The sequence below is a fragment of the Bacillus sp. BB51/4 genome (genome assembly GCF_008368845.1).
GTDB classification, from domain to species: Bacteria; Bacillota; Bacilli; order Bacillales; family Bacillaceae_G; genus Bacillus_A; species Bacillus_A wiedmannii.
This window is the reverse complement of the sequence record NZ_QOSC01000014.1, coordinates 229871-247685: the sequence shown is the minus strand read 5'-3', so window position 1 is coordinate 247685 and position 17815 is coordinate 229871. Positions and strand designations below refer to the sequence as shown.

The window sequence follows — 17815 nt, the reverse complement described above, 5'->3', positions numbered from 1 at the left end:
TACATATAAACTATGTATCTCCCTTTTATTTTGTACCCAAATTTTATTACTGCGTTACAGTCATAACCTGTCCACTACGATCAACCATAATTTTCATTTTACCGTCTTGTGCGTTATATAACCCTAATTTATGCAAATCTTGTTTACATTCTTTTACGAAGAAAGGTAATGTGCGAATTTGATCGATATCAGAGCTCGTAATGAAATGAATTAAATGATGCGTCATTTCTTTTATATCATAAACCAGCTCTTCCTTTTCTCGCTTGAGTCTGTCATTTTCAGCTCGTAATACATGTAACTCGCCTTCGAGACCACGTGCGTTCCTTTCATCTTTTGAACGCTCTGCAGCCATGCTAGAAAGCTTATAGATTCCTTCCATGAACTGATGTAGTTCATGCTCTTTTCTTTCACTACACTGGCTAATTGTTTCAAAATTATCAACAATACCAGATATAACTGTTACAAGATTTTTTTCGGTCTCTGTATTTGGAACTTCATTTCTTAATTCTTGTTTGTTTTCTTTTTTCATTTCAACAATTGGTTCTTTTACAGGCGTATATTTTCGCTTTCGTCCTGGTTTTTGTTTTTCAATATTTTCAAACGGTATTTCACATTTTTTTAATTTGTAATACGTATTTTGTAATTGACTTTCTGTTTTCGGAAAAAGATTTAGTTCTTTTTTACTAACGTATTTTGAAATATTAATAATGTTTAAACCGTGACGTTGGGAAAATTGATACACTTCATACAGTAACTCTAGCTCAGACTTCAGCCATGTAATCGCTGATTTTTCATATGCTCGCATCCCACCATGTTTTTCTATATCTATTTGAAATAATACCATTCTATTATATAAATCAACTAGTTCTTCATATTTTACTTGGAATTGTTTTTCTATTTTTTTAAATTCCGCTTCTAGTTGCATATCGTTCATTTTATTATTTGACATGTTTTGTAAAAGACTTAATACATTGATTGCTGTGTGGTGATACATAATCTGTGTCACTCCCCCTCATCCTTTCACAATTCTCATCTGACTCCCATGTCTTCTCAGAAAATAGCAATTTTTTCATATCCATATTATAACATTTCGAAATTATCTGTCAAACATTAAACATACAAAAATGTATAGAAAGTATAGAAATAAAAAAATTATTTTTAATTAATATGCATAATTACATATTAATTATATTATATGGTATTTAGGATATATTTTCACCGAAAAAGTTTGCGTTACTACGCAACCTTACTAACATATTCCAAAAATACGTTCTCTTATATTTTCAAATAAACAAGCCCGCTATTTATTCATTAAACGAATTGAAAATCTCGAAGTAGAGACTATTCATACAGCCACAAACACTCCAGAAACGTTTAATCTTTCTACCTGTACAGTAGAGTATAGAATGCAAAAAAGGAACTAGCCCGTACTACTTACACGTGGCTAGTTCCCTCCTCCCTACTAAAAAAATAGAGTTGTATATCAGTTCTTCAAACCCTCAATCAAAGGCTCTTTTCTTCTACTGACCTAAAACCACTCCATATCTCTGGTCTCACATCGCATAGGGCTCTATTAGGCAACGACCGCTCTACGCATGGTTAGAGCTTCTATTCCAGCTAAAAAAAGCTTTTCAAAACGTTTTTTACAGCACTAACTTATCAACTAAACCAATTAACTCTTGAATATCTGGCTTACTTACTTGCGCATTTGCTCCTACAGCTTCGCCTTTATGGAATAATTCATTTGTAATTAATGAAGAGAAAATAATGACTGGTAAACGATTCATTATTTCACTATCCTTAACTACTTTCGTTAAATGATGTCCATCCATTTTCGGCATTTCAATATCAGTAATTAGCAAGTGAATATGTTCAAACATTTTTTCCCCTTGCTCTTTCGCTAATTTTTCAATTTGCGCTAATGCTTCTGCACCATTGCTGAAGAAGTTCATTTTCGTATATCCAGCTGATGATAATGTTTCTTCTAATATTTGGCGAAGCATTGCTGAATCTTCTGCAATATAAATCACCTTTTCAGCTCGATCTGTTTTCTGTTCTAACCCTGCAAGTGATTTGTTGTCATAACCAGTACCGCTAATTTCACATACAATTTTTTCATAATCTAATAGTAAAATGATTTGCCCATCTAGTTTTACAATACCAGATGTCGTTTCTTCTAGTCCCATAGACAATGAAGCTGGTTCATCAATTTGTTCCCAAGAAATACGTTGAATACGATGCACTTCATCAACACGGAAAATAACTTTCATTTGATTTAATTCAGAGATAATAAATTTCGTTTGATCAAGTGGCTTTGTCGATTTTAAATTAAGAGCTGTCGCTAAGTTAATAACAGGTAAAATTTCACCACGTACTTGAACAACACCTTCAACTGCATGATGAGATTCTGGCACAGTTGTAACAGGGAATGGATTAATGATTTCACGTACTTTCATTACATTAATACTAAATAGGTTTTCACCAACAGTATATGTGACAATCTCTAATTCATTTGTTCCACTTTCTAATAAAATACTTTGTGCTTGTGACATAAAGGTGTCGCTCCCCTTCCATTAATTCCGTATATCTAATTATTAAGCTTTATTAAAACGAAAAAGTCAACTACCTATATGAAAAATATAGATAGTCGAACGATTTATTTAAAAAGAAGATTAATCTTGTATAAACGAAGCAAGTGCCTCTAATAACACTTCTTGTGCTCCTACAATTTCTGTCGGCATTGCTTCCCACTTTTTCGAAAGCTCCGTTTCTACTCGTATTCTTAGCTCCGAATCCATTTCTTCTAGCACATATTCTTTCGTCGCTATATCAACATCAAGTAGCGCAAGCGCATATAATTCTGGATCATTTATTTTTTTAAATAATTGTTTCAATATAGCTGGTGCTATATGTTTTAATTTTTCAATATGAATTTCCTTATCCGAAAATAGTAACTCATATTGAATAAACGTAACATTTTCTTTAATCACTTTAAAATAGCAATTATTTTTTTTATCATTTACAAAATAACCGTTCGGATCTGCAATAATACTCTCTACTTTACGAATTAAATCCGGCAAACTACTCGCCGCCATTACAGTCCGCTGCTCAACCTCACTTGGCGAAATGAATGTAACGCGATACTTATTCTGCGCCATCCTCCTCACCTCTCCTTTTATAGAAATCTATCGTCACATACTATCCAGAAGGCACTGGCCTAATATGAAATGATTATCTCATTCCCAACCATCTCCGTACGCCTCCATAGCTCTATTCTTACAAATAGGAGCTCGTCTGGATCATAACTGTTTATCCACACTAAACTTTGCTTACCTCTTCTTATACTACCCTAGTAACTCTCCATACCTCTGTCCTTACACACCAGTCGCGGCCCTATTAGGCACTAACCGCTCCAAAACAACGCTAGGTCCTCTCTTCAACCCTAAAAAGAGCTTTTAAGGTCTTTTTAGATCTTTTTAAGAGCTTTTCAATAACTCGATGTTATTGAACCAAAATGCAATCTGCTGATCCGTTATCCCTGATAGTGTAATAAAAAACTCACGGCACTTCATCTCGTCCTTAAACAGTTGATACTTCCATTTTCCCTCGCTACCAACACTTACGAAATAAAACTCATGAATACGGCCAATAATTGATTGCTTTTCACCAAATGAATATGCAGGTACTTGCTTAATTTCAAATTGATCAGGTAAATATATATGCTCTTCTCGTTCCATTTTTAACACTTGCTCTGCAAGTTCACGTTTATTTTCGAAAAAAGGCAATTGTAAAATTCGCTCTTGTCTTGTCATACGAATAAAAAACCCTTTCTACTACATTACAATTTTTCTTTATGATATATTATCGAATTAAGTTTACAACTTCATTTAATACTTCATCAGAAACTTTAATTACTTTCGCATTCCCTTGGAATCCGCGTTGATAAAGCATTAAATCAACAAATTCTACAGATAAATCTACGTTTGAACTTTCTTTTGCTGACCCTCGTACATTACCTGCACCATTCTCACCAGCAACACCTATTCCTGGAATACCCGCTGATGGTGTCGCAACGTAATTTCCATTCCCTGTTTTCATTAATCCACCTGAATTCGGGAATGTAGCTACAGCTAGTTGTCCTACAACTTTCATACTACCATCTGAATATTTCATCATAACGAAACCACCGTCAGAAATAGAATAGTCATTTGCAATTGCAGCTGGACGCCCCGTTACTTCTGTGGTAGAAATAGTTTTCCCTGTCGGATAATTTGTTAATCCGCTTAAATCAAGTGTTAGACCACCACCAAAAGGAATTTGAACAGATCCACCTTTAGTAATTTCGCCAGTTACTGGATCTTTTTGTACAGGTTCATCTGTTTGCTTTAAATTTCCTAATGTATCAAATATAAGCGGTTTGTTGTCCGGCATACCTTCAATAGGCTTAAATTCTTTTTCGTTTTTAGAATCATTTCTTACAGAAACTGAATATGTATATTCGCCTGGCACTGGCTTTTCAACTTCTTTACCATCTACAGTCTCTTTTGTAGTCTTTTGTTTAATATTTACACGTAACGTTAACGAGTTCCCTTCCGCATCAAAAACTGTGAATTCGTGAGATAATGCATTTTGGTTTCTAGGAAGGTTTCCGCCTATTGTCGCTTTATCTGTTTGAATCCCACCAACAGCTGATCCCATTGGAATATGAATTGGGCTTGGTCGTGAAGAAAAATCTACTTCTTGTGTTCCTGTTTTTACACCATAACCTAGTACATACTGTCCACCTGTATTTGTAACATAGCTATCTTTCGATACACCGAAAGACCCTTTTCTCGTATACTCTACATTTCCAGCATTACGATCACCTACTAAAAACAAACCGTTTCCTTCTATCGCTGTCTCCATCTTATCGCTAGTTAAAGTAATAGAGCCATCACTAAAATCTGTAGATGTCCCACTGAACTTTACACCGTTACCAATACTTTTTGGATTCGTACCAGCATAAGCACCATCACCACGTGAACCAACCGTATTATTATATAGCAAATCATCAAAAATAGCCTTTTGCTTTTTATATCCAACTGTTTGTGCATTTGCAATATTATTTGAAGTAACACTTAATGCATTTTGTGCTGCATTCATCCCTGTAATACTTGTATATAACGCTTTAATCATAACCTTTGTACACTCCTTTTATTAATCTGGCTTAACCTCTTCATTTTTTTCTATATCATCTTTCTTCTCATCTTCCGGATTAGTTTCTGTTATCGGTTTATCAGAAACCCTTTCTATGAAACGAAGTGAGACAACTTGATTATCAACAATAAGTTGCACATCGTTATTTTCAGCAAGTCGAACTGTTTCCACTTGACCAGTCACTTGCTTTCCATTATTGCTTACACCTCTAACGTACTTTCCTAAAAACTTCATCCCTCCATCAAGAGCCGTCGAATACATCGTTGATTGCAGTTTATCTACTGCTTTCGTCATATTCTGTACTTGCTCCATAAGCGATAGCTGTGCTGTTTGGTTCATCATTTGGTTCATATCCATCGCATTAAACGGGTCTTGATGTTGAAAGCTTGCTAAGAAAAGTTTCAGGAAATCATCTTTATCCATAATACCGGGTGTTTTTTGAGTACTTGCTGATACTCCGTTTGCTTGTTGAGCTGTCGACTGTGCACCAGTAACAGATGCGTTTTTTGTTTGTGCTCCTGCTTGTAACGGAATATGATTTGTACTCGTTGTATTTAATCCAACTGTTGGCACACTTTATTCCTCCAATAATCCCGCAAATTCTTTTGCATGTTGTTTTTCATGTTTCGTACTTGCTAATTTTTGTTTTTGTCTTTGCTCTTGTTCTCGCTGTTCTTTTCGATTTTCATCTTTATCTGAATAGCTAATTTGAATATTGATTTCTTTTTCTTTTAACTTCAGTCTCAATTCATCAAAAATGATTTCAACACGTTTTTTCGCATCATGTTTTTCCATTTCTACGTGAACATCAATTTGATCTCCATGTTTTTTCATAAACACCGTTAATGTACCAAGTTTTTCTGGATTTAACTGAAATAAAACACGCTCTTGTTTCACTACAAATTTTTGCAACGCTTCTACTTGTGCTTCCATTTTCTTTCCTAAGTCAGGTAACGTAACTTTCTCAGCGCCACTATTTGATTTTCCTATTTGATCCGTACCCGTTGCTTTATTTAATAACTCCGCACCCGTTGAACTCGAATCGTTTAACACATCACCTTCAGGCAACTCTATCTTTACATCATCGCCCTCAGCTTTTGGAAGATCTACATCTAAGTTTTTGGAATCTTCTTGTTTCTTTGCAATATTACAAGTTTCTGTTTCTACCACTTTCAATACTTGCATCGTTTGCTCCGGCATCTTCATTTTGTCTAATACCATTTGCATTGTATCTTCTAAACATATAGCATTTTTGATATTCATATTTGAAAGAAGCTCTTGTAACTGTTGTAATTCATTGGCGGGTAATTCGTTAAGTTTTATATTCCCATATTCTTTATATAGCTCTTGTATTTTTTGTATGTATTGATATAACAATTCCGGCTGCACACGTAATTGTTCAATTGCAACCATTTGCTCAGATACTGCTAATAGTAACTGTTCTGTCTCTTTTTTTTCTTCTTTCTTTACAATTGGCTCTTCTTTCGTTACTGATTGTTTAGAAAGAATATATTCTTTTTTTTCTTCTTTTGGTGCTTCTTCTCGTTTCATTTTCTCCGTTTTCGGCTGCTTTTTATTTTCCATTCTCATCGTACGATCGAATGAAGAATCTTCACTTTTTGATTGTACTTCTAGCCCTTTTTCTTTTTGCGGAGGTAAACTTTGTTGCACCGGTAATACAGACTGTATCACTATATTCACCTCATCCATTCATACACATTTTCAAATCAAGAAGCATTTTTTCTTCCTGCTTTTCTCGTACTTTAGCAAGCTTTCTACAACCTTCTTGATACATCTCATCAATGACACGTTCTTTTTCTTTTACTTGCTCTAAAAGGCTTTCATTTTTTCGAATAAAATCTTCCGTTTTTTTAATTTTCCGATTCCATTCTTCTATTCTTTCAGGTGAAAACGTATGTGACGAAAGCATACCGGCCATTATACGCTGCCCAGTTTGTACGACTTTACTACGCGATTTTACTACATATAAATCATATTCTTTTTTTTGTTCTATTTTTCTTTTTTCACCCGTTAATTCATACACTTCTTTCAAAATCTGTTCTTTTTCTTGATTTATTTGCAATTTTATCGTGTCGTACTGCTGCTTATCCACCTGTTTTCATAGCCCCTTCCTATTATAACGTTCTCTTTTTCTATTATATAGTTTTTTTCCAAAAAAATCTGTGAAATATTAAAAAACAAAAAAATAAGACCTCTTGGGCTGAGGTCTTATACTGTATGGTGCATCGCTTCAACAATATCATCAAATTGGAAACTATCAGATCGACCTTGTTTTAAAAACGTATTTATACCTTCTACTTTGTTTTTACATTCAAAAATATAAGCATTTTCTGCATTTTCTTGAATCGTCCCTAATTTAAAATACAATTCATTTTCTTTATAAACAGATAAGATTTTTCTCATTTCATTTGCAAGTTGCCAATGAATTGGCGAAACGATTTCTTCCATAATCCTACTCACTGAGTCTAGCACTGAAATAGCAGGGTAATGACTAAGTGTTGCAAGTTCACGCTTTAACACAATATGCCCATCTAAAATACCTCGTGCTAAATCTGGTACAGGTCCGTTTAAATCATCCCCATCAACGAGTACGGTATAAATACCTGTTATGGATCCCTTTTGTGTTTTCCCAGAGCGCTCTAACAGCTTCTTCATATAACTTTCCATTAAGAGTGTTTTACCACCTATCGGCAACTCTTTAACAGCAATATCAACACTTCTACGCGCATCAGCAAAACGAGTAACAGAGTCCATCATAAGTAGTACGTTATTACCTTGATCACGGAAATATTCAGCAATAGACGTTGCAAGCTTAGCTGCACGAAGTTGCATTAGGTGACTTTCATCTGACGTCGCTACAACAACGACGCTTTTTCGCATTCCTTCTTCACCTAATTCTTTTCGAATAAAGTCTTTTACTTCTCGGCCACGTTCTCCTACTAAACTAATAACATTTATGTCAGCTTTTGCGTTTTTCGCAATCATTCCGAGTAAAGTAGATTTACCAACACCAGAACCAGCAAAAATACCAATCTTTTGACCGATGCCAATTGTTAGCATAGAATCAATCGATTTGATTCCAGTTTCAAATACATCAGTAATTTCTTCACGTTCAAATGCATGAATAGGCGGGGCATCTAGTTTTATTTTTTGTAATGGAATATTCTCTGCATCCTCATTTAGTACTTCGCCATTTGCGCTTAACACTTTTCCGAGTAAATGATTACCACGAGGTATGACAACATCTTCTGCAACTAATGTAACTGAATCTCCATAACATACTTTTTCTGTTTGCTCAAACGGAAGTAGCATATTGTTTTCTTTTTCAATCGCAATCACTTCACATAAAACATTATGTTCCCCAACGAAACAAACATCTCCAATTTTCGCCTTTGGCCCTTTCGCTACGAAAAACTGTTCTTGTACACTATGAACTTTACCGACTTTCGTATAAAACGGGGTTTCAATAAACGTATTCCATTTATGGTTTTCATTCATTAATAGTCGATTCATACATTTTGCTCCTCAAATACCTTCTCTTCTTCCCATTTCTGGCGAAGTTTCGCAAATATAGGTGCAAATTTAAATTCAAAGAACTCTTTCTCTTCTTCTAGAACAAATTCACCGAACTGTAAGGAGAAATCATATTTCCATTCTACTAATTGTAGTAACCAATACTCTTTCGTATTTTCCTTCTCTTCTTGAATACGTTCAAATGTTTCTGGATGTACTGTAATGACTAATTTTTCAAACGAAGTAGGCAACGTTTGAACGATACCAGTTAAAATGGATAACACATCAAGCACTCGCGAATCTACTGCTTGATTTACAATTTTTTCTGCTAGTTGAAAAGATTGATCCCATAATAACTCTGTCCATTCATATGCAGTTTCTTGTTGTTCTTTTTGAAACTGCATACGTGCTGCTTCCATCTGTTCCATTTGTTCATGAATATGCATTTGAAATTGTTCTTTATCTTGCAATAGCTGTTGACGCTCTCGTTCTAGCATTTGCTGTTCTTGCCTTAGTTGATTCAGTTCAGTATGTAATGATTGTTGCTGTGCAAGAAGCTCTTCATGGTCCACCTGTATTTCTTCTTCGACTTGAACTGGTATTGGTTTTGGAAATTGTAATTCATACGTTTCTTCAGAAAAAGAAACAGAATTCTTCGGAATTCTGTTTTTAAATAAGGACATCATCTTCACCTCTTTGAACGATAATTCTTCCTTCCTTCTCTAGCTTTTTCACTGTGCCTGTAATCGTTTGCTGTGCCTTTTCAGCATCCGTCATCTTAAGCGGCCCTAAGCCATCTAATTCTTCTAGAATCATCTCTTTACGGTTTGAAGACATACATGTAAATAATTTCTCTTTAATTTCTTCTTTTGCAATTTTAAGTGCTTTCGCAATAACACCGTTATCTGTAATTTCTTCTAATACACGACGAAGTGCAAGATCTTCAAGTCCGAGTAAGTCTTCAAATACAAACATGTTTTCTTTAATTTTCTCAGATAACTCATAATCCATTTCATCCAGCTTTTGAAAGACTGTTTTTTCAACACCTCGTGAAACATTATTTAAAATGTTTACTATTGTTTTCAAGCCATCCGTTTTATTAATTGCATTAAATGCCATATTATTTAATTTTGATTTTAATAAATCACCAATTTGATTTATTAATTCACCATCAACTTGCTCTAGCTTCGCAATCCCCATTACCGTTTCTACTCGCTTATGATCTGGTAATCTCTCAATTAATTGAGAAGCAAGCTGCGGTTTAATATAAGAAGCGATAATCGCAATCGTTTGTGGCGATTCATCATTAAGTACAGTAAGAAGCGGTTCTAAATCCGCAAGTGAATTTAAGAATTCAAACGGATTATCTTTGTTATACCAAAGATCTTCCAATAATTTTTCTAGTTCGTCTTCTGGCATATTTTTAAATATGCGACGAATATATTCTTTATCCGGAGTCACTAGGTTTAATTCTTTTACATTTAATTCATACAAGAACTCCCCTAGTACATTTTCTAACGTTTCCGGTTTATATACACGAAACTTCGCGATTTCACGAAGTAATACTTCTTTTTCCTCAGCCGTCATATATTCAATGACTTTTGCTGCCACCCCTTCTTCTAATGTACGAATAAGGATGGCAGCTTTTTCTTTGGAGGAGATTTCATCTAACATCGTTGTTCCTCCCTTACTGTCCATTTAACCATTTTTTAATTACTTTTGCAGTTCCTTCTACATGTTCTTTCGTAGCATCATGCACTTGTTCATCTAACGTTGGTTCTTTCGGTTCTTCTGGTTCTGGTTTTGGCTCTGGTACTATTTTTTCTTCAGGAATTTCCATGATACTTTCATTACTTGCAGCAATTTCCTCTTCTGCTAAGTATTCTTCATATTCCTCTTCTTCTTTCTTTCTCTTACGTCTTGCTAATAAGAACCATACTAGACCACCAATCGCTAATAAACCAGCTGGAATTCCACCGAATAACCACCAGTTTATACCGCTTTCTTCTGGTTCTTTCTTCTTCTCTTCTTTCGGCTGATCAAACTGAACAGTTACAACGTTAACTTGACCGTTTGTAAAGTTTCCATTCGGATCAGCTTGAAGCCCAGCAGCTGTGCCGATTGCTTCTTTGAAAGTAGTCATATCCATTTTTCGTTTTACTAACGTATCATTGTCTACCCATACTACAACATTTGTTTTCGTTAATTCTGGGTGTTTCTTAATTGTTTCAACTGTTTTATCTATTTCATAGTTTTCAATTTTGTTACCATTTTTATTATCATAGACGATTTTACCATTTTGATTATTGTTCGTACCGTAGTTTGGCACTTCGCCGTTCGCTGTAATACCAGCGCCTTGCTTCGTCTCTGCTCCTTCTTGTGCAGTAGAGCTTTCTTCTTGCTCTTGTTTACTACGAAGTACACCTTTATCACCATATTTTTCTGACTGGCGTGTAACTTCATCATAGTTTACAGACACTTTCGTATTCACTTTATATTCATTCGGTTTAAACATCGTCATTAACGTTGCATCAATATCTTGCTTTAATTTACCTTCAATTTGTTGCTGCATCTCTACTTCTTTTTCATAAGAAGAGGAACTAGTAGAATGCGCTTCATCTGCTCCTTTTGAGATAATACCTTTTTTGCTATCAATCACACTTACTTCTTCTGCTTTCACGCCAGGAACTGCAGCACTAATCATTTGCTGTATACCTGCAACTTGATCTGCCGTTAATAATTGGCCACGCTTCACTCCAACCGTAATTGCAGCTGTTCCTTTTGCTTTTTCTTCATCAAAAATTGTCTCTTTTTCAGGTAATGTAATTTGAACATTTGCCGTTTCAACTGTCGCAAAGTTTCTTACGATATCTTGCTCCAATTGCTTTTTCGTACCGACAATTTGCTTCATTTTTTTATCTTGTTCACTTGAACCGAGCGAGCTTTCTAATAAAATTTCCTCACCGCTTTTAGAATTAAACGGTAAGCCCATCCCATTCATTTCTTTTCGAACCCATGGAGCATCATTTTTTTGCACACGAATCGATCCATCGGCCGCTAACTGATAATCGACACCTAACTTCGATAATTCTGCTGTAATCTCTTGCTTATCTGTATCATTTAAATTTTGATATACAACAACATATTTATCTGGCAAGGTGAAGTATAAAAGTGCTCCTGTTACAATCGCTAAAAGCGCAGCACCGATTACTAACTTATGCCACGTTTTTAACGATTGGATAACATTTTTTATCTTTTCCATTTAAACACACCCGTCCACTTTCCTAAATTTGCATATTAATTAGTGACTTATAATTTTCGATAAGATTATCACGTACGAGAGCAGCCGTTTTCATTTGAGACTCAGCCTTCTTCTGCTGAATTAAAACGTCATGCGTTTCTCCTACTCCTTTAGTTAGTAAATCATATACTGCTGTTTGCGCATTGTTTTGCGTTTGATTCATATCTTCCAATAAATCAATAAACTTTTCCCCTTCAACTACAGATGTTTGAGACGTTTTCGGTGCACCAATTGACTGAATTGCTCCAAATGGCTGTGTATTTAACATTGGTTGGATTTTCATATTACTATATTCCCCCTTATCCTCGGCCGATTTCTAAATCTTTATCAAGCATTTTTTTATTCGCATTTAATACACTTGTATTCGCTTCGTACATTTTTTGGGCAACCATTACATTCGTCATTTCAGCAGTCACATCAATATTTGGATAGCGTACATATCCTTCTTCATTTGCATGCGGATGTGTTGGATCATACACTAAGTTTTCAGTTTTATCTGCTTCAATACTTTTTATTTTTACTCCATTTGTAGGAGACCCATCTAACATATTTGCAAAACTATTGTTTGATTCTAGCACTACACTACGACGCTCATATAAATCTGCCCCCGGAGCAGCCGTTGTATTTGCATTTACAATATTGTTAGAAGTAACTTCCATCCACTTTCTCGCTGTCGTTAGCCCTGAGCCACTTGCATTAATTGCCTGAAACATCGTTGTCTCTCCTTCTACTTTTAACGTCCGCGTGCCGCTTGGTTAATTGCATATTGTGTATTAATCGCGTTAATTGAAATACCGTATAACTGATTTGCTTTCATTAAATCTAGCATTTCTGTCGTTACATCCACACTATTTCCATCTTTATTCGTTTGCATTGATTTTGTTTGCATCTTTGCATATGTATTTTTCGTATTCACTGTCGGTAAGTGCATTTCATTCGTTTGATATAAATTCGGATTACTCTTTAAGTCCGCAGCATTGTTCTTATATAATGTACTACTTTTATTCATTTGCTCAGCAAATGTTACATCTTGTGCTTTATAGCCGGGTGTATTCGCATTTGCAATATTACTAGAAACAGTATTTCGTTTCGTCACTAAATAATTCATATAATGGCCTACATCACTCACTAAATCTGGCATATTCCACACCCTTTCTTTTTTAACTTCATGATCCACTGATGGAAGTTTCACTTCATTATTTATTTTCTTATATGTGTTTATTAAAATATTAACAATCATGTACCCTTACATATTTTATTCCATTTTTCCATTGTTGTCTTTAGAAAAATACAAAAATATAAAAAAGAATACAAAAAAACTGTATTCACGCAATAATCTATGAAACATTTCAATATATGATTTACAAACTAAAGTTCATTTTCATATTATTTAGATTACTACTATTATTTCATTACAGTCATAAAATGAAACCTCAACCAGCGGAAGTCTTTATTTAAACAAAGGAATGGATCCCCTCTTAAAAGGGGAATCCGTTTCTAAACTCTATCACTAAAATTTACCGTAAAATGAATTAGCTTTCATGCGCCCATCATTTGTCATAATCATTTCTTCCAAAATCTTTTGCTTATCTCGAATATGCTGTGCCGCCTTAATAATGAATGGGCTTACTTCTGCTGCAACTTGCACACGTGTTTCTTCATCCAATGTCATCATCCAGCGATTTAACATTTCACTCTTCTCAGCAAACTCTCCATCTGACACTTGCAATTCACCGATTTCATTAAAACAGCCGACAAACGTCCGATAAATATCATTGTTCATTTTCAAGTGCTCCGCGGTAACCATCTATTAAATCTTGTAACACTTTCACAATCGCATCCATGTCTTTTGCTTCACGTGTTACTTTCATCGTTTGAATTTGAATGCTAATCCAATCGTATAAGCCATATAAACTATCATATAAATCTTTCGTAATTTCAGGATTTAATTGAAGCTTTAATTCTTCAAAAATACGTTCTAACTTTTCAAGAAGTGCATCCCCTTCTTGTAGTTTAAAAGTATGTAACAGTTCTTCTAAATTACGAAACTCTACAATACATCTTTCATAAATAAAAATTGTATTTTTAATTGGATTACTCGTCATAATATCATTTTGCATATAACGTTGCCATGCTTGCATACAATCACTTCCTTACCTTTCATTAATCATCACTTTTTTGTTTTGTCATTGCTTTAATTGTTTTTAATTGGCTATCAAGCGCTGCTAATGTACTCTCTAGCTTTTGATACTTCTTCACAATTTCATCTTGTTTTTGCAAGTTTTGCGTTTCAATATCTTTAATCTTTTTATCTAAATCACTTACACGTGAATCAATGTTTTTCACTCGTTCTCCAACTACACCTTTATCACCAAATATTTTATCAAGTGGCTCTTCCATCATTTTTCCTAAACCGTTAGAACTAAAGAAAAATTGCTTCGTTGCATCGGGTTTTTCTTTTAGTGCTTGTGTTAATTTTTCATCATTAACTTCCATGGTTCCGTCTTGCTTTAATTGAATACCAAATGTGAATAAATAATTACCGTCTTGAGAAAATGTTGCAACATTGTTCATCGCTTGACGTACACTTTGCATAATTACCTGTCCTTGGAAAACTCCATCTTTCCCAGCAAAAAGATCGACTGTAGAAACTGCTTTATTATACTCTGTTACCATCTTTTTAATAATATTGGCTGTGTCTGTTACATTGGAATCACTTACCGTAAATTTTAATTCTACACCTTTTACTTTTGGATCTGTTGTTGTACTTGCATCTGATGTTCCTTCTGCTTTCGGCTCAGTTACTTTTAACAATTCGATTTTTACGCCTGGAAGAGCTTCAATTGTATTAGTAAAACTTTCAGCTTCAATACCATTAATACTATATTTTGCATTTTGCGCTTCATTAATTGTATTGACTGCTGTCCCATCCGCCTTAGCTAAACCAATATCTTGAAACAGTGTAGATGTGTTCCCTGAAAAATCAATTTCCCCATCTGTTCCTTCTTTTTTTGAGGACATAAAGATTTTATCTCCAAGTGTATAAGCCGATATACCATAATCTCCGTCATTAATTTTATTAATTAAATCTTTATATGTCATATCAGTTGTTACTTTGAGTGTTTTCCCACCTAGTTGTAATGTTTCATCTTTAGGAAGCTTCGCATTCATATCAGCAATCTTATTAGAAGCTATTTGATGACGCTGCGCAAGCTGTGTAATCGTCATATTAAAAGTTCCTGCAATAGCTCCACCATCAGCTTTCACATTAATGTAGCCGTCTTGTGTCGCTGTAACTTTTTTCTCATTCCCTTTAAAAGCTGCTAAATCTTTAAACATTTGAGTAAAAGGAGTAAATTGTGTCTTTAAACTTGCATATACTTGTTTATCTTGCGTAAGTTTTTGCTTCTCAGTAGTATATGGTGTTTTTCTCATATCTAACGCTTGCATTTCTAATTCTACAAGATTAGAAGTATCGATCATATTATTTCCGAGGTTCCAAATTTGTTGTCTACCACCAATACCTGTCATCGTTGTTCCTGCCATTTTTCTCACTCCTTATAGATTACATATAGTCTAAAATACTCGTTTTACTCATCGTACTAACTGCTTTTAACGTAGCTTCATACGTTGCGTTTATATAAGCTAAATCAGAAATTGCTACCGCTAAGTCCACATCTTCAATGTCTTTACGGTTTTCTTGAAGTGCTAAGTTTTGCTCGCTTAAAATTGTTTTGAACGTCTCCATTGTGTTCATTGTCGAACCAACTTCAGTTGTACGATTAATGATGCCATCTAAATTTTTCTTATTTTCTCCTAATAAAGGCTGTAATGCTTTTTGGTCACCTTTTTGCATCGCTTCACTCATCTGTTTTAAGGTTTTTATAACAGGGGATAATAATGCTTCGCCGTTACGAAATGCTTTTAATTCATAACCGTCATTTAGTTGCCAGTTCACATCATTTTGTCCACCTTGATACGTACCATCTTCTGTAAATGGTGGCTTCTCTGTACTATCACCACCGAAAATATAACGACCTTGCTCTTTCGTATTCGCTAAATATACAACTTGTTTTAAAATTTGATCAATCTCTGCACCGATGGCTTTCAATTCTTTTTCACCATTTGGCCCATTTAACGCCTGCACCGTTAATTGATCTGCTCTCGTTACAGATTTCAAAACACCTTGTAAAGTAGTTTCAGTTTGTGTTAATACATTTTTCGAATCCGCTATATCTTTTTGCATTTGCTCCATATTAGCCAATGAATGTTGAATTGCAAATGATTTACTTGCTGCAAGTGGATCTTCACTCATAAAAAGGTTTTTCTTCCCTGAAGTTACTTGATTTCGGTGGTATTGTTGTTGCACATTCAAATCCATTAACTGATTCTTTGCCCAGCTTGCATTTTGAAATGTAGATACTCTCATTTCTATCTCCTCCTTATATATTTCCAATCAATTACTATCACTTATCGAATAATCGAAAATAGACTATCAAACACTTCATTCATCGTAGTAATAGCTTTAGAGTTTGCAACGAAATATTTTTGGAAGGCCATTAAATTAACCATTTCCTCTTCCATATTAACGCCTTCAACACCCATTTTTTCTTGCTGAATCCCCTCTAATAAATCCCCATGAATTTTTTGATAAGCATTCACTGCACTTTTATCAGATGCAACACCAACTACGAATTGGTCTAATGCTTGTTTATAAGAAAGACCTTCTTTATAATTTCCATCTGTAATTGCTGCTAGTTTATTTGCTGTTTCAGCTGATATTTTCATTTTCGAAACATCTTTTGCAAATTCAGGGTTTAATTTCATATCTTTCGCTTGATCTCCAACGAAGAACTCTTTCCCCATTACTGTGTTCACTTCATTCTTTACAGAACTCATTAGTTCTTCAAGGTTTTTCTTATAACTAGCAATCTTCGCCTTCGTATCGATCGCTGATTGGATTGCTCCACTAGTTAAAGGAATTTCCGAACCGTAAATTTCAGCAGTCATTGGTTCTTTTTCTTTATTTAATTGAAGTGGATATGTATCTTGTCCATTTACTGTTAAAACACCATTCATTCTAACACTCGCGATATTAGGATTCATAGATTCATAAGACACTTCTATATTTGCATACTTAGACATTTCTGTAATGATACGATCACGTTCATCCAAAAGTTGATTTGGCACTTGTGTACCTGCTTGTCCAATTTTTTTATTCGCTTCCGCTAAGCTGCCAGCAAGACGATTAAATTCATTGACATGCGCTTCAATATCTTCTCTCGTTTGTGCTTCTGCTGTATCTAAGCCTTTCGCCAGACGATTTACTTGGCTTGTAAACTTCCCAGTTTCAGAAATTAATGTATCATAGTAATTTGGTTGTTCTGGATTTTTTGCAACTTCACGAAAGGCATTGAAGAAGCCATCCATTAAACTAGATAATGAATTCTTCCCTGTCGTTCCAACCATAGATTCTACACGTGATAAAGTCGAATTCATGTAGTTATAGTAAGAGAGTTGAGATAATTGATCGTTAAACTGTTTCGTCTTCACTTCATCTGTAATACGGTCAACGCCTAACGTTTGTACACCGTAACCTATTTTTTGTTCCGGTGAATAGCCCTGACTTGCCCCAGCCGATCCGTAATTCACCATTTGACGCACATAACCAGGCGTATGAATGTTAGATAAATTTTGTTTCGTCGTTTGTAATCCCATTTGTGCCGCTAATAAACCCGATAGCGGCGTATTATAATCAGATAATCTCATAATGTTTCACTTCCC

General features: G+C 34.8%; 20 protein-coding genes. All 20 read right to left on the bottom strand.

What is annotated here, in order from left to right; translation table 11 throughout:
- Positions 1–46: 46 nt before the first annotated feature.
- Positions 47–994, bottom strand: coding sequence for a DNA-binding domain-containing protein (locus DN392_RS21075; RefSeq protein WP_048566838.1), 948 nt, complete (start codon positions 992–994; stop codon positions 47–49).
- Positions 995–1643: 649 nt separating this feature from the next.
- On the bottom strand, positions 1644–2552 hold the full coding sequence (locus DN392_RS21070) for a chemotaxis protein (protein WP_048566837.1): 909 nt from the start codon (positions 2550–2552) through the stop codon (positions 1644–1646).
- 120 nt (positions 2553–2672) lie between these two features.
- Positions 2673–3158, bottom strand: a complete 486-nt coding sequence (locus tag DN392_RS21065; protein ID WP_000068318.1) for a hypothetical protein — start codon at positions 3156–3158, stop codon at positions 2673–2675.
- Between the two features lie 318 nt (positions 3159–3476).
- On the bottom strand, positions 3477–3812 hold the full coding sequence (locus DN392_RS21060; protein ID WP_048566836.1) for a DUF3964 family protein: 336 nt from the start codon (positions 3810–3812) through the stop codon (positions 3477–3479).
- Between the two features lie 49 nt (positions 3813–3861).
- Complete coding sequence (gene flgE, locus DN392_RS21055; protein ID WP_048566835.1) at positions 3862–5175, bottom strand: flagellar hook protein FlgE; 1314 nt, start codon at positions 5173–5175, stop codon at positions 3862–3864.
- A gap of 21 nt (positions 5176–5196) precedes the next feature.
- Positions 5197–5769 carry a flagellar hook assembly protein FlgD gene (locus DN392_RS21050; RefSeq protein ID WP_001143481.1) on the bottom strand — a complete coding sequence of 191 codons (573 nt, stop codon included), beginning with the start codon at positions 5767–5769 and terminating at the stop codon, positions 5197–5199.
- Positions 5770–5772: 3 nt separating this feature from the next.
- Positions 5773–6888 (bottom strand): flagellar hook-length control protein FliK, encoded by a 1116-nt coding sequence (locus DN392_RS21045; RefSeq protein WP_048566925.1) that lies wholly within the window; start codon positions 6886–6888, stop codon positions 5773–5775.
- A 10-nt stretch (positions 6889–6898) separates the two neighbouring features.
- Positions 6899–7309 (bottom strand): hypothetical protein, encoded by a 411-nt coding sequence (locus DN392_RS21040; RefSeq protein ID WP_048566834.1) that lies wholly within the window; start codon positions 7307–7309, stop codon positions 6899–6901.
- A gap of 116 nt (positions 7310–7425) precedes the next feature.
- Positions 7426–8730 (bottom strand): flagellar protein export ATPase FliI, encoded by a 1305-nt coding sequence (gene fliI / locus DN392_RS21035; protein WP_048566833.1) that lies wholly within the window; start codon positions 8728–8730, stop codon positions 7426–7428.
- Positions 8727–9413: a FliH/SctL family protein gene (locus tag DN392_RS21030; RefSeq protein WP_048566832.1), complete on the bottom strand. Its 687-nt coding sequence runs from the start codon at positions 9411–9413 to the stop codon at positions 8727–8729. The genes fliI and DN392_RS21030 overlap by 4 nt, the downstream gene beginning before the upstream one ends.
- Positions 9400–10404, bottom strand: coding sequence for a flagellar motor switch protein FliG (locus DN392_RS21025; RefSeq protein ID WP_000883360.1), 1005 nt, complete (start codon positions 10402–10404; stop codon positions 9400–9402). The genes DN392_RS21030 and DN392_RS21025 overlap by 14 nt, the downstream gene beginning before the upstream one ends.
- Positions 10405–10417: 13 nt before the next feature.
- Positions 10418–11992, bottom strand: coding sequence for a flagellar M-ring protein FliF C-terminal domain-containing protein (locus DN392_RS21020; protein WP_048566831.1), 1575 nt, complete (start codon positions 11990–11992; stop codon positions 10418–10420).
- A 22-nt stretch (positions 11993–12014) separates the two neighbouring features.
- The gene (fliE, locus tag DN392_RS21015; protein WP_048566830.1) at positions 12015–12314 is read right to left on the bottom strand and encodes a flagellar hook-basal body complex protein FliE; all 300 of its coding nucleotides are present in this window, start codon (positions 12312–12314) and stop codon (positions 12015–12017) included.
- A gap of 16 nt (positions 12315–12330) precedes the next feature.
- Complete coding sequence (flgC, locus tag DN392_RS21010) at positions 12331–12744, bottom strand: flagellar basal body rod protein FlgC (RefSeq protein WP_000484673.1); 414 nt, start codon at positions 12742–12744, stop codon at positions 12331–12333.
- 20 nt (positions 12745–12764) lie between these two features.
- Positions 12765–13172, bottom strand: a complete 408-nt coding sequence (gene flgB, locus DN392_RS21005) for a flagellar basal body rod protein FlgB (RefSeq protein WP_048566924.1) — start codon at positions 13170–13172, stop codon at positions 12765–12767.
- Positions 13173–13541: 369 nt separating this feature from the next.
- A complete protein-coding gene (locus tag DN392_RS21000; RefSeq protein ID WP_048566829.1) occupies positions 13542–13814 on the bottom strand; it encodes a hypothetical protein in 273 nt (90 codons plus the stop codon).
- The gene (locus DN392_RS20995; RefSeq protein ID WP_001149518.1) at positions 13804–14172 is read right to left on the bottom strand and encodes a flagellar export chaperone FliS; all 369 of its coding nucleotides are present in this window, start codon (positions 14170–14172) and stop codon (positions 13804–13806) included. The genes DN392_RS21000 and DN392_RS20995 overlap by 11 nt, the downstream gene beginning before the upstream one ends.
- A gap of 22 nt (positions 14173–14194) precedes the next feature.
- Positions 14195–15577: a flagellar hook-associated protein 2 gene (locus DN392_RS20990; protein WP_048566828.1), complete on the bottom strand. Its 1383-nt coding sequence runs from the start codon at positions 15575–15577 to the stop codon at positions 14195–14197.
- A gap of 19 nt (positions 15578–15596) precedes the next feature.
- Positions 15597–16460 carry a flagellar hook-associated protein 3 gene (locus DN392_RS20985; protein ID WP_048566827.1) on the bottom strand — a complete coding sequence of 288 codons (864 nt, stop codon included), beginning with the start codon at positions 16458–16460 and terminating at the stop codon, positions 15597–15599.
- 41 nt (positions 16461–16501) lie between these two features.
- Positions 16502–17800, bottom strand: a complete 1299-nt coding sequence (gene flgK / locus DN392_RS20980) for a flagellar hook-associated protein FlgK (RefSeq protein WP_048566826.1) — start codon at positions 17798–17800, stop codon at positions 16502–16504.
- Between the last annotated feature and the right edge of the window lie 15 nt (positions 17801–17815).